This window comes from Paenibacillus sp. HWE-109, from assembly GCF_022163125.1.
Classification (GTDB): Bacteria; Bacillota; Bacilli; order Paenibacillales; family NBRC-103111; genus Paenibacillus_E.
Map to the genome: position 1 here is coordinate 5987719 of NZ_CP091881.1, position 23646 is coordinate 6011364.

Consider the following 23646-nt stretch of genomic DNA (forward strand, 5'->3'; position numbering starts at 1 on the left):
TTTTTTATAAATTATTACAAATGAGTACGAAAAAAAGAAATAAAGATCACTTTATTTCCTACGTAAATCGCTATCCAATTAGCTTCCCTTGCTCTTGCCGTTCCGCTCCTATCTGCTGCTTAAACCTTAGCACGACCTTATTTTCTTGTCAATGCGGGCTCGATGAACAGGCATGCAATTTGACAAGCGGGAAACTTGTGATAAAATTAACATATGACAAGAAAATATGGTCATTTCCTCGGCTGATTAAACATGATATGGTTAATCGGTCTTTTATTTGTAGGCAAGACAGCAAACAAGCATGATCTTTTCCCATTCGATTAGGAGGCAACACAATGATGAGCAATTCTATCCAGTTAAGCGAACGGGACCAACTAAGCAAGTCACAAATGAATCTATTGAGAAAACAGGGTCAGGTTCCAGCCGTTGTTTATGGCACTGACGTTGGCAGTATCTCCGTTACAGTAAGCGAAAAGGACATCCTTTCCACCTTGAAACGGAATCCCCGAGCTATACTTCATGCGGCTATTCCACAAAACGGCAGCAAGCCTGTTCTCCTTCAAAATGTTCAAAGAGATCCTATTTCCAACAAGATTGTTCACGTCGATTTCTATCAACTGAATATGAATATAAGCATGGATTCCAAAGTTACCATTCATTTCTCTGGTGAGCCTGTTGGCGTTAAAGAGGGAGGAATCCTTCAAGTGGAGTTGTACGAAGTTCAAGTTCGCTGCATGCCTGATAAGCTGCTTAGCGCTTTTGAAGTTGATATTAGCGGACTTGGTATTGGCGATCATCTACTCGTTTCTGATCTTTCCTTTCACGAAGGAATTGAAGTCCTGTCCGACGCCACGGCCATGTTAGTGAAAATCTCGCATGCCCACGCAGAGGAACCAGCCGTCGTTCCAGCCTAAACAAAAATAGGAATCCTACACATTGTGCAGGGTTCCCTTTTTAATTTGACTGGTCTTCCTCTCCATAATCGACAACGATCAACTGCCCTGGAGTCACCTTAAAATACTTGCAAAGCCGCCATACCAAGTCCCTCGGATACTGAACCATCTCATCTTTGTACATCTTTCGAACCGAATCAAAATGGTAATCAATATCTTTGGCCAGTTGACGAATCGATAGCTTAGGATCTTTTTCTCTCATCATTTCTTTCAGATTGCTATGAACCCCCGGCATGCCTACACCTCAATTTAATCAACAGATATAGTAAAAATAATAGCCTGATTCATTGGGCTTGTCTAGGTTTCCTTATGTCATTAAACTTCAGACGCATGATCGCGGTATTCCGTAGGGTGGAAAGTAAGCTAGTTGAAGGAATACGAGCCTTTGGAGACTTCTATCTGCGCGGAATGTGGCGGTTGGCGGGGAATAAGAGCCTCTGGAGGCTCTTATCTGTGGTTTTGGTGCGGAAAAGCCAGCTAGTTGAAAGAATAAGAGCCTTTGGAGACTTCTATCTGTGCGGAATGTGGGTGTTGGCGGGGAATAAGAGCCTCTGAAGGCTCTTATCTGTGGTTTGGTGCGGAAAAGCCAGCTAGTTGCAGGAATAGGAGCCTCTGGAGACTGCTATCTGCGGGGAATGCGGGGGGTTGGTGTGGAATATGGCTGCTGCAAGACAAGGAATTTTGAGGCTATTCCCCTTACGAACTCAATAACCTCTATTCGATCAGAATGGTTCACTTTAACAATTTAATGAATTCACGAGACCTTATTTCAAGCAAATGACCACCATTCCACCTATAGACTGCTCGATAACCCCAATTCAGTTCATTAGATCACCAAAGCAGCCAATTTTCCGTCTATAAGCATCATCCAGTTCATTAGAATGCAGAATGCTTAGGCAACGACCTGGCGGTGCTGAACTTTGCTGCTCTGTGTGGAATGTGGGGGGTGATGTGGAATAAGAGCCTTTGGGAGTCTGTCCGACGAAACAGGAATTAGTCAAACAATTCCGAATAAGTAGTAGTAAGACTGTAAAAGGATGTGTCGTAGGCATGGCTAAATTCAAAGCATATACCACAGAGCAAGGTGAACTTCTACCTATCTATTTAAGCGAGTGGGTAACAGATGATCATGAAGTTAGACTTGTCAGCGACATCGTCGAGCAGTTAGACCTATCTGCCATTACTAACAAATACTCCAAGCGTGGAGAAGAAGCCTATCATCCTGCCATGCTGCTCAAACTGTGGTTCTATGGGTATGCGACAGGCGTCTTCACGTCTAGGAAACTTCAAATAGCTACGAAAGAAAGCATTCCTTTTCGCTGGTTATGTGGCGGATACCTGCCAGATTTTCGTACGCTGAGTGACTTTCGGAAGAACCACCTGGATACCCTTCCAGGTTTATTCAAACAAGTCATACAAATCGCTATGGAACTGGGCTATATCTCGCTCGGGCATGTGAGCATTGACGGTTCTAAAATAAAGGCAAGCGCCTCTAAACATAAATCGATGTCACGTGAGCGTATGCAAAAACGCCTCGTTCAATTGGAAGACGAAGTCCGGCAAGCATTGGAGTATTCTGCTACCGAGGAAATGTTGGAGGAACCCCATCCGACGAGTCCTTCCCTATCGTTGGAGGAACGCTATGCCCGCATCGCGCAAATAAAATCTGCGCTGGAGAATTTGGAAGAACAGCGGCCAGCGGAACAGGCCGAATCTCCTCAGAGCGATCAATTTAATTTTACCGATGCCGACTCTCGCATCATGAGCACGCGGAACCAAGGTGTCATTCAAGGCTACAATCCACAAATTGCCGTAGACAGCGATCATGGCTTCATCGTTGGACTTCAAATGAGTAACCAAACAACCGATCAACAGCAGTTTGAAAACGTGCTTCATTCCATGAAAACAATGACAGGAGATAGGCCTCAGAAGCTGAGTGCTGATGCAGGGTATTTTAGTGCGTCCAACATTGCAGCGGCGCTGGAGGCTGAAGTGGATGCCTACATTGCTGCCGATCGCGAAAACAAAAAAAAGAATAATGCCTACGACAAGACCAACTTCACTTATGTACCTGAGCTAGATTATTATCTCTGCCCTGCTGGCAAAGAGCTTACACGGAAACGAACCGTGCATGCGAATGATGCAGATAAGCCAACGACTTGGGTTTATGAATGCAGCGTCTGTAGCGAATGTCCTTTTCGAGACGAGTGTGTAAAAAGTAAAACAGGGAAGCGTTCCATCACACGTAGCGAGCATGATCCCCTGCGAGAGGAAATGCGAACGAAAGTGCAAAGTGATGAGGGAACAGCCGTTTACCGAATGCGTAAGGCGATCGTTGAACCGATATGGGGGCAGTTGAAGGAGGTTCAAGGATTTCGTCAATTCCATTTGCGGGGCGAGGATAAAGTATCTGGGGAGTTCATACTGCTCTCTCTAAGCCACAACATCCGCAAATTGCATGCGGCGAAGTATCCCAAACCAGCCACTTTGTACAAACGGGAGAGGTCTGCCCGTAAACAAAGAGTGGCTGGATGAGAGGGAGTAGGCTACGGAAAAACCAGATTGAATAGGGAAAAGCTACAAAGCTACACATAAAGAGCACTCATCGTTCAGTTTCACGATGGAGTGCTCTTTTAATTCTTTTCGTCGGACAGACTCTTGGAGACTTCTATCTGCGCGGAAAGTGGGTGTTGGCGGGGAATAAGAGCCTCTGGAGGCTCTTATCTGTGGTGCATACGCGGAAAATCTAGCTAGTTGAAAGATGAGGAGTCCGCTCTAAGGTATCAGCTCAAACTTCACCGCGTCAACCGTTACAAACCCATCTGTATCATCGGTGCGAACCGTGACGCTCCCGCCCGTTCCCCCACGAAAGGATACGAGCCAAGCAAGTTCCACTGACCTCCGTAAACCCGCTGAGTGACGCTTACTGTCGCCATTCCGAGAATTGGTTCGAATTGTATTGATTTCGCAAACAAAAAAAAGCCTCTACATCCACTTAAAAAAGTGGTCTAGAGGCTTCTCCGCAAATTTAGTTGTCCGAGTAGCTTACATCGTCAAACAGCATATTGCCCGAATTCCAGCTGCGGAAACCGATTTGTCCTGCTGACGTTGGCAGGTTGGCTACTATGCCTGTATATATTTGTGTGCCATCTACCCACACGGTAACCGTTGAACCAGTAAACTGTAACTTGATCAAATAAGTCGTCCCGCTCGCTAGCGCAGGTCCCGTGAAATTGCCATATTGCCCCTCTCCATTCGACCAGGCCCATGAAGTGCCAAGATCATAACCGACCGCTGCCCAAGCGCTAGTCCCCGTGTACCGGAACACAGCCTGGAAGCGCCCATTGGCATTCTGCGGGGTCACTTTAAACGTGTAGACACCGTCGGATTTCGCTGGGGAGTTGCTGTCTATGGCAACAGTACTGCTGCTATTTGCGTTAATATTGAGTCCACCAGAGAGTGCGCCGACCGTTCCCGTACCGACAACCCGATTCCAACCTGTGATTCCACTGTTAAAATCCTGCGTATACGCCGAACCGCTGCCGCTTGCTTTGTATACATTAATCTCAGCTGCTGAAGCCCAGCCGCCTGTTCCAGCCGTAGCTTCCAATCGTACATATGTTGCCGTAGTTGCTGTGAACGCTGCACTTTTCTCTGAAGCATCATTGGCCCATGTGCCTGTAGCTGCCTGAGTAAAGGTTGTTCCATTCGTACTTGTGTAAACTTTGTATCCCGTAATGTTCCCGTTAGCTCCGCCATCTTGCCTTGGCAGCAGTTTGAGTTGATTAACCGTGTAGCTGCCGCCTAGATTCAATGTAATTGACTGCGGAAGCGGGTTGGATAAATCCCATTTGGTATGCCAGAAGGTCGACATGTTGCCATCCAGCACATTCGCTGCAGCATTGCTCGCATTCACAGTCTCCTGGCTTGTTGCCGCAGCCGTCATCTGGGATTGGGGAATTACTGTTGGATCTACAGGAACAGTGCCTCCCACCGTTACTTTCAAATTGTCCATGATGAAATCCGTGTCGTTGCTCGTCACCTTCTGAATGCCGATCCAGCTATTGCCGGAAGCACCTGCCGTGAATACCTTGGAGAAAGTCGTCGGCGTAGTTACCGTTCCCAAGCTCGTTGTCGATACAATCGAGGTGCCATCGCCCACGAGGAAGGCATAATCGCCAGCTGCCTGATTCTCATAGCTGAACGTTACCGTATACGTCGTTCCCGGTGCGAAACGCAAGATTTGCGGGATCGTTTGGTACAACAAACCAGACGATTCTTTGTGTGCCATGAGTGACCAATTGCCGCTTAATACATCATCAATTGCTTTGCCATTCCATCCTTTTTGTGAAAAAGGGGCATGCAGCTTCATCAGATGCGTACGGGGATCGTTGACACCGCCCGCAGCGCCTTTGACGAAGGGATACCAGCCGTCAGGCACGTTTTCGAAATCCTGAACGAAATAATCATTATTCGGGTTCGCTGTTCTCGTTATTTTCTCCAAGCGTACATCATCGAACGTCGCTGTGGACGTGCCTGCGTCCGTTTTCAAATACAGCGTTGCTGTTGTCGCGCCTGCTGGAACATCGAACCACACATACATGCGCTGCATCATCGTATCATGTTTGGAATCAGCTGCGATGTAGTTCTTCCACAGCGAGCTGTCCGCGTAAGTGCTAACATCGGCACCACCGTAGTTGCTTACGCCCAAGTATGCTTTGCGGCTGCCGCCCGTTGCCACATAGACAGAGGCATAATAAGTGCCTTGCGTGAGCCCGGTAAGGGTTTGACTGACTGTCGTCGCGCCTGTGCTGCTGCCGACTTGCAGTTCATACTGTCCATTGGTGTTGCGCACGACAGAAGCCCCACTGCCAGCAACCGTCCACGCAGTCAGGTTGCCGTTATTGAATCCTGGGTCAGCAATACCAGCCCCCTCGCCGTAATTCACTGCAGCATTCGCTGATGCTGCTCCTTTGTAGATCACGTAAGCTTTATTCGCACTTGCCGGAATCGTGATCTGATTGCTGCTCACAGCGAGGTCACTGACGAATGCTCGGCCTTGATCCGAAAGCTGATACAGCTTCACGGTGCTCAGCCCCGCCCAGCTTGCGGGCAGTGTCCATGTCGTGCTGCCAGCAGCGCCATTCCAGTGGTACAGCTTATCTTCCGTCGCCGGATTCCAAGGCAATAGATAAGCGCCGCCATTCAGTATCGTACGACCGTCTTTGGTAATCACGCGTGTTCCACCAGCGTTGCTGACGGACACGTTATTTTCCAAATTAATTGTGTTCGTCGTCCATTTCAATATTTTGAAATGCTGCAAATACTTCGTCGGCAAATCGGTTGCGAACGTCATATTAATCATCGTGTCGAAGTTCGTTTTCCCTTGCCAGCCTTCATAAGCGGATAGTTCTGTCCCCCCGAGCAGCGGATCGCGGGCAATCCAGGTGTCCTTCTGGTGGTTGCGGATGAAACGGGCAATCTGGCTATTAAAGCCCTTCGTGTCGGAACCTCCATAGTTGTAGTCCACTGCCCAATGGTTCCAAATGCTGTTGTATTCATGATCGGATGGGAATTCCGTCGCTAACGGCCACCCCAGCGAATTCACTTCGCGGGCGGCTTGACGGGAATCCCAGCCATTGCTTTGCCATACATCGATATAAATGTAGCCCAAATTCGGCACTTGATTTTTGAGCTGCTGCAATCTGGCTAGACGGCTGCCGGAGGTGGAATCATAGCGTTTATTTATGTAATAAGACGCGTCCAGCCAATCCCAGCCTGCCGAATTTTTATTGACGAGCGTTTCATTGAAAGCTTGGGCCTCTGGATAGGATTCAGTAGCATTGATGTGTACACCGTACAAGGCGTTATAAGCGCTGCCTGCATTTACTAGCGTGTTCAAATCGGTCGCTCCGCCTTGCCGCTGACCGATATCTCCATAATCCGGATGCCCGGAATCATGGCCTTCAGAACCGTAGCCTTTGAGCAGGACCATTTGACCGAGGCCATCTGTCGCATTGTACACTTTCTTCGTCTCATCGAGCGTCTTCGTGAATGGGTTCGTTGCTTGACTGGCGAAGTTCATCGGAATACGCTGAACTACCAGATCCGGCACCTTGTCAGCCCCAACCGGATTGTTCATAATGCTGCGATACGCAATCGCGCCATCCTGCCAATCGACTTGGCTGTCCGCATTGGCGTCGCCGGTAATGACGACCTTAGCGCTCGGCAGCGGGTCCGTCGTCGTCATGCCATTCGCGCGGTAAATCCAGGCGCCACTCCATAGTCCCGTACGCGAGTAGCCTGTTTTGGCTACAGTCTGCTCTTTCACACGTCCGTTATTGTCCGAACTTTCATAAACGGAATTCGTCCACAGCCCGCCAGCAAGCTGATTCGTATTGACGAAGCCATACATGTAATCGACCGATGCAGCGTCCGCAGATGGCGTGCCGGTTACCGACTTGATCGTATCCCCTGTGCCCGTGACAGCCGTATACATCTTGTTGCCGGCGAAAGTTGCGCCACTTTGGGTACTTCTAACCGAGAGCAAATTATGATTGCGAATTTCCAAAGTATTCACTTTGGTCGTGCCATTCTCCGCAATATTCGTCACATCGAAAAGCAAAGTATTGCCAGCCACTTTCATTTGAGCCGTAAGAACAATATTCAGCGAAGCGACTGTAAGCGTATACAAAGCAGTGTCTGCTGAAGGGGAAGAAAAGGAAACCGTTGGCGTGTACGCTGTGCCATTGATGTAAATCTGATTCAACGTGTCCTCCGACCCATAGAGAACAGCTCCATTAGCCAACCACGTGTATTGACTTACCTTGGGGAACGTTGTGTCCACCTCCACACTAAGCACCGATGAGGTAATCGATTGCGAGGCTGCGCTTGCCGTGCCGTACATTACTTTGGCAAGGGGGGCAATCCCAGCAGATCCAACCTGCAGCGCCATCAGCGCAGACAGGGCCAAACTCATTTTCCAGATTAAACGACCTTTTCGACCTTTTCGACCTTTTCGACCTTTTCGACCTTTTTGATTCATTAATTCATCCTCCCTTTCAATTATGATCGACTTCCCCCTTACTATATCACTGATTTTATGGACAAATAATTGATACATTTTGTTATTCCTTGATGTTTTTTGACCGATTTATCGGTGCCAACACCTACTCTTTTTTCAAACTCTCCCTGTAGGCCTTAGGACTATGTCCCGTCATTTTTTTGAAAATGCGGCTGAAATGCTCAGGATTGAGATACCCGATCTGTTCGGAAATATCCGAGATTCGACTCCCCATCTCCAGCAGTCGTTTCGCTTCATCAATTCGCAGCTTCGTCAAATAGTGGATGAAATTACAGCCCACTTCTTTCACAAACTGCTTGCTCAAATAACTCTCGCTTACGCCCACCATCTCGCTGATCAGCGACTGGTTGACCTCCTCGCGATAATGCATGTCGAGAAACTTCTTGGCACTGGCAATTGGCGTACTGAAACGAACTGCATGAACATCGAGATTGCCGTGAATAACCTTGTGAGCCCGCATAAGAAGCTGACTGACATAATGAAGTGTTTCATCCAGCGTCTCCAGCTGTTTGATAGCCTCGAATGGATTTAGCTGCGTGGGCTGCACTTCTTCGATGCGAATGCCTTTGGCATACAGAATCGCCCCCAATTCCCACAGCACATCTCCAAAGTAAGACCTCAGCTTCTCAGGAAGCTCCTGCCTCGCACCCTGCAATCGCTTCGTTAATTGCTCATACACATGCAGCCACTGACTTCCGTCTGCCTGCCTCAAAGCTGGCAGCAATGCCAGCCTGTCAGCCTTCAAATCCTCCCACAATGCTTGATGCCTGGCATCCTTCAAACCAGACGCAGCGGTCATCGCAGACTCCCGATAAAAGAGCTTGCCCAAGCCTTCATAATAACTCCGCCCAGCCAACTGACGGGCCTGAGCAAACAAGCGGCTCCACTGTAGGAAACCACTGGCCAGATCGCTAATGCCCACCGAAACAGAGGCATTCACATATTGCAGCAAGCGCGTCTGAATCATCGTCAGCGCGCTGTGAATTTTGGCCCGTATTGCTGATTCGCTGCGTTCTTGCGGGAACACGCACATCAGCACATACTCACCGGCCTCCCTGCGAACGATTTCATGGGAAATCGCCAATTCCTGAAGCACCGTTTGCATCGTTTGCTGGATAAAACCATGAGTCTTGGTCGTATCGCTTCCTCTTGCCGTCTGAATGACAATTGCCATCTCATTCGTTTCCTGTGCCAACTCGCTGCCGGAAGCGGCCAAGTGTTCGAATGCCTCCGCCTTCTTCTCCTGATGCGGATCAAGCAGTTTTTGCAATAAAGCATCCTTATCTGGAAAAGACAAAGCGTGCAGGCCTGTATCCCCCATGATTTCGCTCGACGGCTCCCCGCCCAATTGCTCTAATCCCTTAACTGCCTTGGCGATAACGGGTGCGATATGCTCTTCATCCATATCCACTTTGACGATGTAATCGAGCGCTCCCAAGAGGAAAGCTTCCCTCACATAACTGTAATCGCTATAGGCGCTCAGTATAATTGGCATTGGCCGCTTCATCAGAGAGGTTGGGTCAATCACCGCTTTCAGAAGCTCAATGCCGTTCATTCGGGGCATCTGGATATCTACGAGGAGCAGATCGATGTCGCCATGCTGCTTCAGCAGCGCGAACGCTTCGACACCGTCACCCGCTTCACAGACAATTTCGATATGGAAAGCTTGCCAATCAATTAAATGATGCAAGGCTAAGCGAACTAACGGTTCATCATCGACAATCATCATCTTGTACACGGAAGTCCCCCTCATACAGAAGTTCGTCTGTCTAATTGCCTGACGGCTACCCTTTCACGGCGCCATCCATTAATCCTTTGAAGATGAATCTTTGAAACACGATATAGAACAGCACACTAGGCAGCAGGACAAGAATAATTCCCGCACAGAGCGCTACGAGATCGGACGTTCTCTCACCGACAAAAGCCATCAAAGCCGTCGGCAATGTCGCCAATTCCTTCTTGGGCATATATAAATTTTGCAAATAAATATCATTCATGATCGTCACGCTTTTGAGAATGCCAAGTGTTGCCGTTGCTGGCAGCAGCAGCGGGAAAATAATCGACCAAAACACACGGAAGTACGAAGCCCCATCCATCATTGCGCTTTCATCGAGCTGAGCCGATATCTTTTCGAGAAATTGAATGTAAATATAGATTTGCATAATATCCGTACCTACATAGATAATTAGCGGAGCCCCCAGCGTATTGTATAGATGCATAGAGTGAATAAGCTGAAAACGGGCAATTTCCGTTGTGTAGGTCGGGATAATCATCGAAACGAGAAACAGCAGGAGAATGACCTTTTTAAATTTAAAATCAAATCGATTGAGCACAAATGCCGTCATCGTGCCGAGCAAGGCATTCCCCGCCATACTTACGACCACCATGATAAACGTATTGCGCAAACCGAGCAGAATGTGACCTTCATGAAAAGCTTTGACATAATTCTCGAAATGCAAGAAATTGCTTGGCAATGAAAATGGCGAGGTGGCTCCCAGCTCTGCATTCGTCTTGAACGAACCGAAAACAACGAGAAGAATCGGAATAAACACGATCAAGCACATCGTAATAAAGAGTATATAGTAGAGCACGTTACTGAGCAATTGACGTTTACTTGCCGCAAGTGAAGTTTCCATTATGACTCGCTCCGATCTTTAATGATCCAATTTTGCAAAGATGAGAATCCGATGATCAGGATCAGAAGACTAACCGCCATCGCTGAAGCGAGACCGTAATTGTTGTAGGTAAATGCAGTTTGCAGGGAAAATAAACCAAACGTTGAGCTCGCCGTTCCTGGCCCGCCGCCTGTCATGACATAAGGAATATCATACTGCAGCAGTGCGCCTGAGATGTTCAGGAACAGAATAATTTCCATCACGCGACGAATGCCTGGCAGTGTAATGTGGCGCAGCTGCGTCCAGAAACCAGCCCCATCCATCTTGGCTGCTTCATATAGGTCCGTCGGAATCGACTGCAAGCCGGCCAGCATGAGAATAATATGAACACCGCTAAACCGCCATACCGATACGGCGACCAGCGAATAATTGACAACGTTCAAGTTGCTTAACCAACCAGTGATGAGCGACTCCAGCCCCACTGCTTTGAGCAGCTCATTAAGCGGCCCATTGACCGGATTATAAATGTAGCTAAACATATAGGCGACAGCAATACCGTTAATGATATAAGGCATAAGCACCGTAAAGCGAAAAAACGAGCTTCCACGAATGGTGCGGTTGAGCAGCACCGCCGTCATCAATTCCACAGGAATGAAGAGGAGATGGATGACAAAATAAATCCCATTGTTGCCGATCGCTTTCCAAGCATCGGGAAAATCAAAGATTAGCTTGCTGTAGTTATCCCAACCTATATATTTCAAGCTCTCACTGTATCCATCCCAATTCGTAAAGCTGTACCGAAACAGTTGAAACGTCGGATAGATCAGGAATAAGAGCATGAGCGCTACAGGAACAAATAAGAATGACCCTATAATAATTTTCTTCTGCAAGGTGTAACTCATTTCACTCACTCCTAAACTCTCTATTGATGACAAAAGGGTACTATTCCGTCTTGCTCAAATAGTACCCTCTATGGTCCTTACTTCGCTGCGGAATCGATCGCTTTCTTCCACTTATCGTTTAATTCTTTCTCAACTCCATCAAGCGGTTTGCCTGCAAAGATGCTTTGTGCCGCTTTTTTCGGATCGAATTGCGCTGCTGCGCTTACTTTCGCATATGTTTCATCCGTTCCATAGTAAATGAATGGTTTGTACGGATTCGTCGTCGTCCATTTATTGAAAAATGGCAGCTCTGCTGTCACACCGTTCACTGTAGAGAACTGTTGTAATTTATTAATAAAAGGCGTATACACGTCTTTGCTGAACATCCACTCATAGAATGCTTTCGCTTCTTCCACGTTCTTGGAATTCTTGTTGATGCCGACATTCATGTCGGACATCATGATCGATTGTACATCCGCGCTTTTCGCGTCGTTGAATGGCAACGGGAATACGCCCAAATCATCGTCCGCTTTCACTTTTTCCATGTAGGAAGCATAATACCATTGACCTAAGGCGATCATCGCGGATTGCTTGGCTTCAAACGATTGCGTCGATTGGTCGAAAGAGACAGAAAGAGCGTCTGGACCTGCATACTTCTTATCTGCGATTTCCTTGATGACTTTGCCAATTTTATCAAATGTGCTGCCGGCAGCGAATGGCGCCGGATTCTTGGCTAGATTAGCCAAATACTGCTCATCACCGGATAAGATATGCGGACCAAATTCCATTAGCGGATAGAAGGTCCAATCATCCTTGCCGCCGATCGCGAGCGGTGTGTATTTACTGCTTGCTTTGACCTTTTCTAAGACCGCCATGAATTCTGGAAACGTTTTCGGAACTTCGATGCCTAATTCCTTGAACATACTTGGATGATAGTACACGAATTCCGAGAAGGAAACGAGCGGCACACCTAGTACTTTGCCATCCACTTTAGTCGGATACTTGTTGTTCTTCACCGCATTCAAATCATCCAAAGGCAGCAAAGCTTGCTTGTAAATTTGGAAGTGTACCGGCTTTAAATACATCAGATCCGGCAAATCGTTAGCCGCTAATCTAACTTTCAGGTATTGCCCTCCATTGTCAGGCACTTTCTCCACTTCAACGGAGACGTTAGGTTTCACCTTCGTGTACTCTTTGACCTTCTCCGTCCAGAACTCCAAATCCGCCTTGGTGTCCCACATTGCCAGCTTCAGCTTCACAGGTTCTGCCGGCTTCACTGTTTGTGCGGCTTTCGTAGCATCGGGAGCTGCGCTCGCCGGCGTTGATGTCGCTGTCTGTTTATCGCCGCAACCTGTCAATGCCGTCATCGCTACGACCCCAATCAAAGCCAATGAACTTACCCATTTTCGTTTACGCATCGCTTGACCCTCCACGTGTTACAAGATTAGGTTGTTTGTACCTTGGATTAATCATAATCGATGAATAGCGGCAGCCGAATGATCGATTTTGCCCAATCCTTGATCTATTTTGAACTAAAATCAAACGCTTCTTCCTGACTGCGAATAACGGGAACGACGATTTCCACCCTTGTCCCAGTCGGCTCCAGACGTTCGATGGTCACTCCATATTCCGCTCCATAGTGCAGAACAATCCGTTGATGAACATTCAGAATCCCCATACCGCTGAACGTATAATCTTGATCCGAGGACGCAAGCTTCTCGATCTGTTCATCCGAAATCCCCATGCCATTGTCGGCGATAACGATCCGAAGACGCTCTCCCAGCTTGTGAATTTCGATCGTAATCATCCCATTCGTTTCTTTGCTTACCAAGCCGTGGGTAATCGCATTCTCCAGAATCGGCTGAAGCAGCAGCTTCAAAATGTAGAAGGACGTCGCGGCTGGATCGACAACCCACTGCACTTCGAATTTATTGCCGTAACGCGTCTCCATGATGAAAATATACTGCTTCAAATTCTCAATTTCATCGGCAAGCAAGGTTAAGCTTCCCCCACGATTGAAAGACGAAGACACGAGGCGAATAAGCGCCTGCGTCATATTGCGGATATTGTCCACGCCGCTGATGATCGCCATAAGCTTGATTGAATTCAGCGTATTAATGAGAAAATGAGGATTAATCTGCGACTGCATAGCAGCAAATTCCGCCTTCTGCTTCGCTTTCTCCTGCAGCTCCGTTTCTCTAATCAGCAGCTTGATTTGATCCATCATATGATTGAACGTACGTCCGAGGGTCACTGTTTCCGCACTGCCGGACGCCTCGATCTTCGTATTGAGATTGCCGTCCATAACACGGGACATCTTCACCACTAACACATGGATTGGCTTCATTAACTTGTGCAGCAGATAAAAGGAAATGAACAAAAATACAATGATGACAACAGCCGTTGCGAATAGAATCAGTTGATAAATACTGCGATAATTGGCCGTCAACTCACTATATGGGATCTTGTAGACCACTTTCCAGTCGGCAATACCAACCGTCGCATAAGTGACCAGCATCTTCTCTCCGCGAATTGTCGCGACGAAGTTCCCTTCACGCTGCGCACTAATCCGGCTCATCAGTGAGGCATCTAGTTCCTGCTCGTCCGGAGGAATATTATAGCTCGAAGCGATCACATCGCCTTCAGCGGTGAGAATACGAAAAGCGGATGAGCCGCTGATCGGATTTTGCCACAGCATTTTTTCGAAATAGTCACGACTGAATACAAAATAGATGAAATCGATATCATGCAGCATTTGATAATAACTTGGTCTAATCGTCGTCACAATGCTGGCAGCATCCGGTGAACCATACAGCACACCCATTTGCTTGCCTATGAAATGCACATGGTCCTGCTCGGTAATCGTAGCGGGGTACCAGTCCATTTTGCGCAGCGTCAAATCGCTGATTGCCAAATCCTTCAAATACGAATAGCTGCCTCCGCCCTTGAAGAAGAAGTTGATCGACTGCACCCTCCCAGACATGGATGAGCTGTATTTACCAAGCGCCTTCGAAAGGTCATTATAATAAGGCTGACGTTCATTCGAGCTGGATTCGTGCAGCAAAGTCGCCGTTTCCAGCACCTCGGTGTCCATGCCAACAGCCGCCGAAAAGGTGACGACATTATTGATCTCCTGCTCAATCGAATATTTAACGGCGTGCAGCGTCTGCAGCGTTCGATCCGTCGTCTGCTGAATGAGATCTCGCTTGTAGACTTGCAGAATCATCGTAGAGATAGTGAGAATCGGCAGCACCACCATCGTAAACAATAAAATATATAACGTCGTCGACGTTCTCCATGGCTTTTTAAATAGCTTCATACGCGCGACCTCCCCATAATTGAAATAATCATAGCATAAGTCGGAACTCTACTAACCTATGAAAATGTAATGAAACTTTCACACTGTATTTTCATAGAATCGTTTATAATAGTTGGATGCTAAGCAAAGGGCAGCTCTTATTCTCACTAAAAAAGGAATGATCATATGGTATCAACAAGTCCTGAATACTGGATTTCCAAACTTGAATTAATCGCTCATCCCGAAGGCGGTTATTATAAAAGATCGTATCAAGCCGAGGAAACCGTTACTGACAAGGAATTATCTGTTCAATTTGATGGTCAACGCTTGCTGTATACAAGCATTTATTTCCTCTTGCAGTCCCATGATGTTTCGCACTTTCACCGCTTGAAATCCGATGAATTATGGTACTTTCATGCTGGAAGCCCATTGACCATTCACGTGATCCACGAAAATGGCAGCTATGAGGAAGTCAAGCTGGGCATGAATTTGGACAAAGGGGAATCGCTGCAATATTTGGTTCCCAAGAATTCCATCTTTGGTTCCTCTGTTATGGAAAAGGACACGTTCTCCCTGGTTGGCTGTATGGTTGCTCCTGGATTTGATTTTCAAGATTTTGAGTTGTTCACGCAAGATGAGCTTTTGGCGCAGTATCCTCAGCACCAGGAGATTATTAAACGATTAGCTTACGAGCTGATTCCAGTTTAACTCAGGAAGCAGGAATAAACGGCTTCGCCGATGGCGACAAATCCGATTAAGGGAACTCAGGTTCGCTATTTAGGCAAAAAGCGGGGATGCTAGCGTATTAGCGGAACTACAGGGCCTTATTTCCGCTAAAAGCGCTGAATTTCCCCCAAAACAGCAAAATAGCAGACTGTAGTTCCCTCAACCTCGCAATAATGACGCTTTTTGCTAGAATAGCGGACTGTAGTTCCCTTAAAATTGCTGCAACGGCACATTTCGCCAATTCTGCGGCTTGACGTCCCCTTTTCTCCGCACTGGCAGTTGGAGTAACTCCGCGTTCACTCCAAATTCTCATAAAAAAAGCCTGAGGTTCCATGTGTTGCATGGGATCCCAGGCTTTTATTACTTCCATTTATTCTGTCGATATTCGGTTGGCGTAAGACCCTTATGCCGTTTAAACATTTTGGAAAAATGCACGTAATCAGAAAAGCCAACCGCAGCACTCACTTCATAAACTTTGTTAGCTGATTCAGAGAGCTGCTCTGCCGCTTTATCCATTCGCAATCGAATCAGATATTGGCTGAACGGAACGCCAAGCTCCGATTTAAACATATGACTGAAATTAGCGGGCTTTACTTCAAGCTGCTGCGCAATCTTCGTTAGCGTAAGATCAGGATCACCAAAATGCTGCTCCAGATAGGCAATTGCGGCTTGAGTAACTTTGCCGTATCCCCAGTTCCTTATCCCTCGAATTGTTTCCATTGCAGCATACATATGAGCAGTGAATGTATCGAAGTGATGGGTGATTGTACCTAAACCTCGCGGAAACGGTAATTCTTGCCCCGCCGCATAATGAAATTCCGCTTCCAATAATGCAATATATCCAGTCAGTTTTCGCTCCATATCATAGGCAGACAGTCTGTTTTCCGAAAGCTTATGCTGCAACGAGTTCAGTTCTTCCTCAATCTCCAACTCTCTAAGATTCCATAAATCATTAGCCAACTGTTTGGCACTTGTCTTGAAAGACCACAACTGCTCCTTATTATCATGAACAATGCGTGCTTTCTCTAGCTGTATCTTCTCCCGCAAGGCATTTAATGTGGGCAGCAGGTTATCCTCGTTGATCGGTTTTAATAAATAATCGGCTGCACCGGCACGCATAGCTTGTTGAGCGTATTCAAATTCCCCATAACCGGAAACTACGATGACCGAAGAAGAAATTCCTTCCTTCCTAAGAGCCATCATAAAACTCAATCCGTCCATCACAGGCATGCGAATATCCGTAATAATGATGTCTGGCACATGCAGTCTGGCCAGTGCTAGTGCCTGCTGCCCATCCTCTGCTTCACCCACAATCCGGAATCCCTTGGCTTCCGACTCCATAAGTGCAATGAGCCCCATTCTTACGATAGGTTCATCTTCGACAACAACGACGGTCATCATTCAGATTGCTCCTTCCGATACGGCATTCTAATCTCTACAATGGTTCCAAAGCTTTCTGAAATCACAATGGAAAGACCGTAAGGTTCGCCAAACTCGAGTCTTAGCCTACTGTGGACATTCCACATGCCAATACCTCCAAATGGAGCACTCGCTTGCAGCATTTGTTCTTCTGACATTTGGGCAAAAGCATGGTTATACGTATCAACTAGATCCGGCGGCATTCCCCTGCCTTTATCAATAATCAGAAGTTTTACACCAGAATCATCGAAACTTGCTCGAAGACCAATATACGCAGGCTTGATAGAATAATCCTCGTAGCCATGAATAAAGGCATTCTCAACAATCGGCTGCACGGTGAGACGAAGCGTATGGATATCCTTCAGCCGATCAAAATTCAGATCCACATCTACTTCCAAGCTCTGATAACGTTCTTGCTGGATGTGAATATAGTTGAACATATGCTGAATTTCCTCAGCAAGTGAAACGGTATCCTCCCCATTATCGATGCTATAGCGGAATATATCAGACAACCATACCGTCATCTGACTAATTGGTTTAACCTTGGCAATGATGGCATAAGCATTGATAACCCCCAACGTATTATAAAGAAAATGAGGATTAATTCTCGCCTGCAGCATTTGCAGCTTCGATTCTCTTTGATGAATAGCCATTTCTTTTTCCTTCAGATGGGAAGTATGAATCATTTCAATCAGCCGATTTAAATCTTCTAACATGAGATTAAACCCTCTGTTCAAACTTCCAATTTCATCCCTGCGCAGCGGAGCACGTATGCTCAGGTCACCCATCTCCACTTTTTTCATTAAATTCATTAATTGTGACAGTGCACGCGTGATGGACAGTGAAAAGCTGAAAATAGTCACAAAAGCCAAAATGATCAGTAGTAAGACAAAGCCCAGCGTTAAATTGCGAAAATAGATTAGATCTTCCATGAGTTCCCGCAGCGGAACTTCCGACACGATCGTTAGCCCCGTTGCCGCAGAACGGTTATATACCACAATTGTCTTGCCTGCACCTGTTCCATTCGTAAAGTAAGGAGCGTTTATATGTTCAAAGCTGCGCTTATACCTATCCGGCAGAAGCTGCTGCCATTTTTGCGAATCAGGGTGGTACAAATAGCGGTCGTCCGTGTTCACAATGGAAATCATCCCTGTTTTGCCAAGTTCAGCTTGATTAATGATGTTCGTCGTTCGGTTCAAGGATAAATCAATGATCAGATAACCTGCTGTTACATACGTTTCATTATCTATGATTCTTCGAAAGACTGTAATAACCTCCGTACCGTCTCCCGTCCTGCTGATGCCTAGGATCCGAAAATTGTCCGCGTAGTTCTCTGCGAATTCTTTTCTGTACCTATCTACACGATCTGAGAAAGCTATATTGCTATAATAAGGCCCTTTAAGGGAAATGACGGAAAGTCCATAGATATCATCTCGATTATACACAGTGTTAGGAATGAGATCTGATCGGATATGGGAGCTTAAATCATAATAATCATATTGATTATTAGGGTCTATTTTGACAAACTGCTGTACGAGAGGATGGGCAAGAAGAGGGAGCGTCGCTTTCTTAATGTCGGAAAAGTACACATCGAGATTATAGTTCATTTGGCGCATCAATTGTTGACTATTGTTAATCGCGTTATCCTCAATGGTTTCCATCGAGCGATCATACCAGAACTTGCCAAGAACTAGAAAGGGCACACAGAAGAAGCCGAAGAAAAGCAGAACCAGCTTTAACTTGATCGTCATCGTCTTGATCCGCATAACACATTCCCCTTCGTCTTCTGCCTGTGCCTCTGTGATAGTTAGTATAAGCTTAGCTTATTTAGCGTAATCAGGAAACCCTTTGCTATTCTTTGACCGACCCCAGCATAGCGCCTTTAACGAAATGCTTTTGAAGGAGCGGGTATACGATCAGAATCGGCAAGGTAGCCACCAATACGATGCCCGCTTTCATCATTTCTGGCGTAAACTGTGTACTGAGCTGAAAATCACTCATTCCCGTATTGGCTCCATTGTCTACGATGAGGTTGCGCAGCAGAACCTGAAGCGGATACAGCTCTCGCGAACGAATGTAGATAGTTGCAGAGAAATAGGAATTCCACTGACTGACCGTATGAAATAAGGTAATTGTAGCTAGTACAGGCAAAGATAACGGCAATACAATTCGCGTGTAAATGCGCTGTTCACCGCAACCGTCGATTTTCGCAGCCTCAAATAACTCCCCCGGAACACCTTGGAAAAAAGTACGGATGATGAGAACATAAAAGGCGCTCATCGCCCCAGGAATAATGAGTGACCATAGCGAATTAATCATGCCCAGCTGCTTGACCAATAAGTAACTTGGTATTAAGGGTACGGGGAAAACGAATGTAACGACAATAAGTTTCATTATGATTTTTCGCCCGGGCATCATCGGCCTTGTAAGCGTATAAGCCAACAGCGAGCAAAGGAGCAGCGTCACGATTGTTCCGATAACCGTAATATAAATACTCACGCCCATCGCACGCCAAATATCGTCTAATGCAAAAATGGATCCATAGACATCGAACTGCATGCCTTTGGGCCAGAGCCCGACCAATTTGGCATTCGCATATTCCGGAAGGCTTAGCGACACAGCCAATAAATGAATAAGCGGCGCGATCATGCTCAGACTGGTTACCGTCAATATAACGATGTTGGCAACTGAAAACCATGGAAAGGAACCAGCGCTTCTCAGGTCAATCCCCTCCTCTATGTCTAATAAACACCTTCACCGGTTGTTTTCTTGCTCAATGTGTTAACCAGCGTCAATAAAATTAATCCGATGACTGATTTAAACACACCGATTGCCGTGGAATAACTATATTGGCTTTCCAGTAAGCCAACCCTATAAATATACGTATCAAATACTTCACCGACATCTCGCACAAGCGGGTTTAGGAACATTAGCATTTGTTCAATGTTGGCATCCAGTAAATTCCCGACTCTTAGTAGCAGCAGGACAATAATTGCTGGCATAAGGGAGGGCAGCGTAATCGACCATATTTGCCGAACCCGACTGGCCCCATCCATCGTAGCGGCTTCATATAAGCTCGGATTGATCCCGGCTAGCGCGGCCAAATAGATGATGGTCCCCCATCCAATTTCTTTCCAAATGCTGATGGATATAACCGTTCCAAGAAACGTGGTTGAATTCCCTAGAAAATCATAGGGCCCTAGGCCAACGTTATGCAGCTTTTGATTCATCCAGCCTTTAACGTCAAGAAGATTGGAAAAGATACCGCCAACAATGACCCAGGACAGGAAATGGGGTAAATACAGCATCGTCTGAAGCGGACGTTTCAACCACATAGCCCGCAATTCATTCAGCAGCAAGGCTAGTACCAATGGGGCCGGGAATCCAAAAAATATGGAATAAAGGCCCAGCTTTAAGGAGTTGCGCATGATAATCCAGAAATCATCATATCGAAACAAAGTAAGAAAATGATCCAACCCCACCCACTTGCTGTGGAAAAGCCCTTGAAAGAGGTTGTAGTTCTGAAAAGCAATGATGTTGCCCACCAGCGGGATATATTTGAAGGTGAAAAAGTAGGCCAAGCCGGGTATTGCCATGAGAATGAGCACCCAGGATTCTTTGAATCGGATCTGTGCAAACAGGGCGTTCTCCCCCTTATCTCTTATCACTAAATTTGTTATACCACTCCGTCGCTTCTTTAATGGCAGCATCGCCGCCGCGTTTTTTCCAATCAGCCACAAAGCTGTCGAACGCGGAGTCAAGCGGTTCCCGTCCCGTAAGCACCTTGGCAAACATGTCCAGGAACAGCGTGCCTTGCGCAGCGCCAATATTCAATTCCGGATGGCTGGCGAGCGATTCCAAGCGAGGCATATATTTCGCTTCATTCGGAATTAGACTGTCTTTGGACGTGGCATAACCCTTTGTAATCTTGGCTGATTCCGGAAGAGCCTTAAGCACCAGCGGTGCTGCGAATCCGATCTCACGAGGGTTGAGTGAAACCTGATACATTTGGAAGGCATTCTTCTCTACATTGACTGGCTGATTAATATCGTATTTAATCTGTCCATTTTCTTCCGTGAAGTTTTGTCCTTTTATGCCATAGGCAAAAAATTGATCGGCATCAGGGCTGCTGTAAGCCCACTCCAGATACTTAATGATGTTCTCTGGATTCTTGGTTTTGGCTGGTATCACCCAGACGAAATAAATCTCATCCGATTGCAGCGCCATGCCTTTGTCACCACGAGGGCCTTGTGGAGGAGCAATCATGCTAACAGAGGCATTAGGCTGATTAAGAAACGTTTTTTGGGCGTTATCCTTCCCATACCCAGCCAAGTATTGATAAACCGCGGCTCCCCATACGCCAACTTCCCCCTTAGCGATAGAAGCATTCTGTTCATCTTCTTTTTTCACAAACAAATTGGGATTGATATAACCTTTATCGTAGAGCTGCTTGTAAAAAGCGATCGCTTCCTTCATTCTTGGGTCGATAATATCAGGCATGAGCTGCCCATTCTTGAGACTCCATTTGTTCGTATGAACGCCAAACGCTGGAGTGAAAATATCCGTCCAAATAATATTGTTGAACATGCCCAAACCATACTCATCATTCGGATCGCCATTGCCGTTCATATCTTCTTTTTTAACCGCTTCGAAGAAGGCTAAGTACTCATCAAGTGTCTTAGGGGCATCCATTTTCAGCTTATCCAGCCAATCTTGGCGAATAAAGATGGAACGATCAGCCGGCACCCCACGGGTAACGGGTATGCCATAAATTTTGCCGTCCTTGGAAATGCGGGGACTTTTCCAGAATTCTGCGGGTATTTTCTTTTTTAGCGTAGGTGCATATTTGTCAATGAGGGGGCCGAGTTCAAGAAACACGCCTTGATCGACAGCACCACTGTGCATAGTAGAAACTACGCTGTCCGTCCGGATCAGGTCCGCAAGATCACCAGAAGCAAACCTAAGCGATAGCTGCTGGGCATAATCACTATGTCCCAAGAAATCATACTTCACATTGAAACCGGATAGTCGGTTCAGTTCTTTCTTGTAAATATCGTCTTCTTTCGCTTGTTTGGCATAGGCAAATTCCGAATGAGACAGAAGAATATGAATGGGCTCAGAAGCGGATGCACTCGAAGACGAAGTTGCTGTTGGTGCATTAGTGGAATTCCCACATCCAGCTAACAAGACAACAGCCATCAAAGCGCCAACCATAGTGACCGTGCTCCGTTTGCGAAGGAAACGGGAGTTATATGAAACTGCTTTCAAATGAAGTAGCCCCTCTCTCGATACTTTTTTTATCATGGGCCCATGATTGTTTTTATTATATTGGCACTTACAATAAATTCACATGTGTTTTTAGTCAGAATTATGTGTTTATTCAAAATACATGAGAAATACTAGGTGGCCCCTAACGAACCCCCTACCCCTTATTTGGTCAAAATGGGGTATTTGGAAAATCTAACGAACTTCCGATGCGTTATTTCATGCAAATGATCACCATTCCGCTTAAAAGCTGCTTGATAACGCCTATTCGGCTCATTAGATTTTCAAAGTAGCTAATTTCTGGTCTATAGGCATCATACGGTTCATTAGAATGAGAGATTGGTTGTGCGGGGGGCGGGCTTTGAGGCGGTGGAGTGGGGGGCGGGGACAGCAGCGGCAACTCAGTGGTGCTTAGTTCTGCCTGTTAATGTTGTTTTCCAACATTACTGCTACCTCTTATTCTAAGACATCAAGGCTAAATTAACGCGTTGAACGAATTACTCTGGACCACCTGCTTGTTGGAATTGATGTTGCTAAAGATAACCATGCTGCTAGTCTTAGTAGCTGCTAAAATTTATTCATCATTCTTGTATTAACCCTTATCGCAGAAATGTTCTTCTGCTCTTCAAGGAGTTTTGCTTCTGGTACTATCTCTGATTGTTTAGTCTTGCTGACACCAAGAACATCAATCGCATCCCATTTCTATATTCCCATAAATTAACTTATTATGTCTTATAAATATCTAATAGTTTTAATCCCAGGAATACCCCTAAGAGCAACATCCTGGTTGCTTTTATCGTCAAATGAATAAATAAAATAATGGAAGGAAGAGCACAATGAAGAAAATTATTTTATTATGTTCTGTTAGTTTACCGTTACTCTTTACAGAAAACTTATCTACATTTCAGGCAACCTCGTCTAAACAACATAATACTTTCTCAAATACTTTGGCACCTCAGGAAAATAATGAAGGAGAATTTGCAATTCAAAAGTTACAGGACAAAGAGGAATTCATACAAGACACGTTACCCAAGAAGATAAAGGATATATCAGGGCTTAAACTGTTGTACCAAGATGTAAAAGAAAGTGAAATAATAACAGTAATAATAAGAATTAAACAAGAAGTAGTTGAAGAAGAGTTTGAAAGAAAAATGATTAGCATCATCGGAAAAAAAGTAAAAAAAGAAAAAATGTTCAACTATTCCGTTGTATTAATGAAAAGCCAATTAATTGAATTGGATGCTATTGATGAAGTGGATTTTTATACTCTACCGAGTGAAGCATCCTACCTGAATTAATCTACAATGAGGAAAAAAATACGCTGAAGAAAAATTGAGTTTCTTTATTTTGTCAGTATCCGCTCAGATGGTTTCCTTTCTTACAAATAGGGCACAATGCTATCGAA

16 protein-coding genes are annotated in these 23646 nt (G+C 46.0%); 4 read left to right on the forward strand and 12 right to left on the reverse strand.

Annotated features, from left to right (window positions below; all coding sequences use genetic code 11):
* Window positions 1–335: 335 nt before the first annotated feature.
* The gene (locus tag LOZ80_RS25495) at window positions 336–914 is read left to right on the forward strand and encodes a 50S ribosomal protein L25 (RefSeq protein ID WP_238167302.1); all 579 of its coding nucleotides are present in this window, start codon (window positions 336–338) and stop codon (window positions 912–914) included.
* Between the two features lie 40 nt (window positions 915–954).
* On the opposite strand, the gene LOZ80_RS25500 is transcribed toward LOZ80_RS25495, so the two are convergent.
* On the reverse strand, window positions 955–1188 hold the full coding sequence (locus LOZ80_RS25500; RefSeq protein ID WP_238167303.1) for a helix-turn-helix domain-containing protein: 234 nt from the start codon (window positions 1186–1188) through the stop codon (window positions 955–957).
* 815 nt (window positions 1189–2003) lie between these two features.
* Here LOZ80_RS25500 and LOZ80_RS25505 point away from each other — a divergent pair.
* The gene (locus tag LOZ80_RS25505; protein WP_238166762.1) at window positions 2004–3488 is read left to right on the forward strand and encodes an IS1182 family transposase; all 1485 of its coding nucleotides are present in this window, start codon (window positions 2004–2006) and stop codon (window positions 3486–3488) included.
* 493 nt (window positions 3489–3981) lie between these two features.
* Here the strand turns inward: LOZ80_RS25505 and LOZ80_RS25510 are convergent, their stop codons facing one another.
* The 6 genes from LOZ80_RS25510 to LOZ80_RS25535 form a co-directional block, all read right to left on the reverse strand.
* Window positions 3982–7998, reverse strand: a complete 4017-nt coding sequence (locus LOZ80_RS25510) for an endo-alpha-N-acetylgalactosaminidase family protein (protein ID WP_238167304.1) — start codon at window positions 7996–7998, stop codon at window positions 3982–3984.
* 124 nt (window positions 7999–8122) lie between these two features.
* A complete protein-coding gene (locus tag LOZ80_RS25515) occupies window positions 8123–9766 on the reverse strand; it encodes a helix-turn-helix domain-containing protein (protein ID WP_238173115.1) in 1644 nt (547 codons plus the stop codon).
* 55 nt (window positions 9767–9821) lie between these two features.
* The gene (locus tag LOZ80_RS25520; protein ID WP_238167305.1) at window positions 9822–10673 is read right to left on the reverse strand and encodes a carbohydrate ABC transporter permease; all 852 of its coding nucleotides are present in this window, start codon (window positions 10671–10673) and stop codon (window positions 9822–9824) included.
* Window positions 10673–11554 carry a carbohydrate ABC transporter permease gene (locus LOZ80_RS25525; RefSeq protein ID WP_189009965.1) on the reverse strand — a complete coding sequence of 294 codons (882 nt, stop codon included), beginning with the start codon at window positions 11552–11554 and terminating at the stop codon, window positions 10673–10675. Before LOZ80_RS25525 ends, LOZ80_RS25520 begins: the two co-directional genes overlap by 1 nt.
* Before the next feature lie 77 nt (window positions 11555–11631).
* Entirely contained in the window at window positions 11632–12951 is a 1320-nt protein-coding gene (locus LOZ80_RS25530; protein WP_189009974.1) for an ABC transporter substrate-binding protein, read from the reverse strand.
* 104 nt (window positions 12952–13055) lie between these two features.
* Window positions 13056–14852, reverse strand: coding sequence for a cache domain-containing sensor histidine kinase (locus tag LOZ80_RS25535; protein WP_238167306.1), 1797 nt, complete (start codon window positions 14850–14852; stop codon window positions 13056–13058).
* Between the two features lie 165 nt (window positions 14853–15017).
* Between LOZ80_RS25535 and LOZ80_RS25540 the strand changes: the two genes are divergently transcribed.
* Window positions 15018–15539 (forward strand): cupin domain-containing protein, encoded by a 522-nt coding sequence (locus tag LOZ80_RS25540; RefSeq protein ID WP_238167307.1) that lies wholly within the window; start codon window positions 15018–15020, stop codon window positions 15537–15539.
* Window positions 15540–15917: 378 nt separating this feature from the next.
* Here the strand turns inward: LOZ80_RS25540 and LOZ80_RS25545 are convergent, their stop codons facing one another.
* The 5 genes from LOZ80_RS25545 to LOZ80_RS25565 all read right to left on the reverse strand — a co-directional run bounded on the left by LOZ80_RS25545 (window position 15918) and on the right by LOZ80_RS25565 (window position 22244).
* Window positions 15918–16958, reverse strand: a complete 1041-nt coding sequence (locus LOZ80_RS25545; protein ID WP_238167308.1) for a response regulator transcription factor — start codon at window positions 16956–16958, stop codon at window positions 15918–15920.
* A complete protein-coding gene (locus tag LOZ80_RS25550) occupies window positions 16955–18742 on the reverse strand; it encodes a sensor histidine kinase (RefSeq protein ID WP_238167309.1) in 1788 nt (595 codons plus the stop codon). Before LOZ80_RS25550 ends, LOZ80_RS25545 begins: the two co-directional genes overlap by 4 nt.
* An 85-nt stretch (window positions 18743–18827) precedes the next feature.
* On the reverse strand, window positions 18828–19646 hold the full coding sequence (locus LOZ80_RS25555) for a carbohydrate ABC transporter permease (RefSeq protein WP_238167310.1): 819 nt from the start codon (window positions 19644–19646) through the stop codon (window positions 18828–18830).
* A 71-nt stretch (window positions 19647–19717) separates the two neighbouring features.
* Window positions 19718–20572 (reverse strand): ABC transporter permease, encoded by an 855-nt coding sequence (locus LOZ80_RS25560; RefSeq protein WP_238167311.1) that lies wholly within the window; start codon window positions 20570–20572, stop codon window positions 19718–19720.
* Window positions 20573–20630: 58 nt separating this feature from the next.
* Window positions 20631–22244 (reverse strand): extracellular solute-binding protein, encoded by a 1614-nt coding sequence (locus LOZ80_RS25565; protein ID WP_238167312.1) that lies wholly within the window; start codon window positions 22242–22244, stop codon window positions 20631–20633.
* A gap of 833 nt (window positions 22245–23077) precedes the next feature.
* Here LOZ80_RS25565 and LOZ80_RS25570 point away from each other — a divergent pair.
* Entirely contained in the window at window positions 23078–23539 is a 462-nt protein-coding gene (locus LOZ80_RS25570; RefSeq protein ID WP_238167313.1) for a hypothetical protein, read from the forward strand.
* Window positions 23540–23646 lie beyond the last annotated feature (107 nt).

Excerpts from the sequence above, each read along its gene's own strand:
- LOZ80_RS25495 (WP_238167302.1), top strand. The coding sequence starts at position 336 with ATGATGAGCAATTCTATCCAGTTAAGCGAACGGGACCAACTAAGCAAG.
- LOZ80_RS25500 (WP_238167303.1), bottom strand. The coding sequence starts at position 1,188 with ATGCCGGGGGTTCATAGCAATCTGAAAGAAATGATGAGAGAAAAAGAT.
- LOZ80_RS25505 (WP_238166762.1), top strand. The coding sequence starts at position 2,004 with ATGGCTAAATTCAAAGCATATACCACAGAGCAAGGTGAACTTCTACCT.
- LOZ80_RS25510 (WP_238167304.1), bottom strand. The coding sequence starts at position 7,998 with ATGAATCAAAAAGGTCGAAAAGGTCGAAAAGGTCGAAAAGGTCGAAAA.
- LOZ80_RS25515 (WP_238173115.1), bottom strand. The coding sequence starts at position 9,766 with ATGATGATTGTCGATGATGAACCGTTAGTTCGCTTAGCCTTGCATCAT.
- LOZ80_RS25520 (WP_238167305.1), bottom strand. The coding sequence starts at position 10,673 with ATGGAAACTTCACTTGCGGCAAGTAAACGTCAATTGCTCAGTAACGTG.
- LOZ80_RS25525 (WP_189009965.1), bottom strand. The coding sequence starts at position 11,554 with ATGAGTTACACCTTGCAGAAGAAAATTATTATAGGGTCATTCTTATTT.
- LOZ80_RS25530 (WP_189009974.1), bottom strand. The coding sequence starts at position 12,951 with ATGCGTAAACGAAAATGGGTAAGTTCATTGGCTTTGATTGGGGTCGTA.
- LOZ80_RS25535 (WP_238167306.1), bottom strand. The coding sequence starts at position 14,852 with ATGAAGCTATTTAAAAAGCCATGGAGAACGTCGACGACGTTATATATT.
- LOZ80_RS25540 (WP_238167307.1), top strand. The coding sequence starts at position 15,018 with ATGGTATCAACAAGTCCTGAATACTGGATTTCCAAACTTGAATTAATC.
- LOZ80_RS25545 (WP_238167308.1), bottom strand. The coding sequence starts at position 16,958 with ATGATGACCGTCGTTGTTGTCGAAGATGAACCTATCGTAAGAATGGGG.
- LOZ80_RS25550 (WP_238167309.1), bottom strand. The coding sequence starts at position 18,742 with ATGCGGATCAAGACGATGACGATCAAGTTAAAGCTGGTTCTGCTTTTC.
- LOZ80_RS25560 (WP_238167311.1), bottom strand. The coding sequence starts at position 20,572 with ATGGCAATACCCGGCTTGGCCTACTTTTTCACCTTCAAATATATCCCG.
- LOZ80_RS25570 (WP_238167313.1), top strand. The coding sequence starts at position 23,078 with ATGAAGAAAATTATTTTATTATGTTCTGTTAGTTTACCGTTACTCTTT.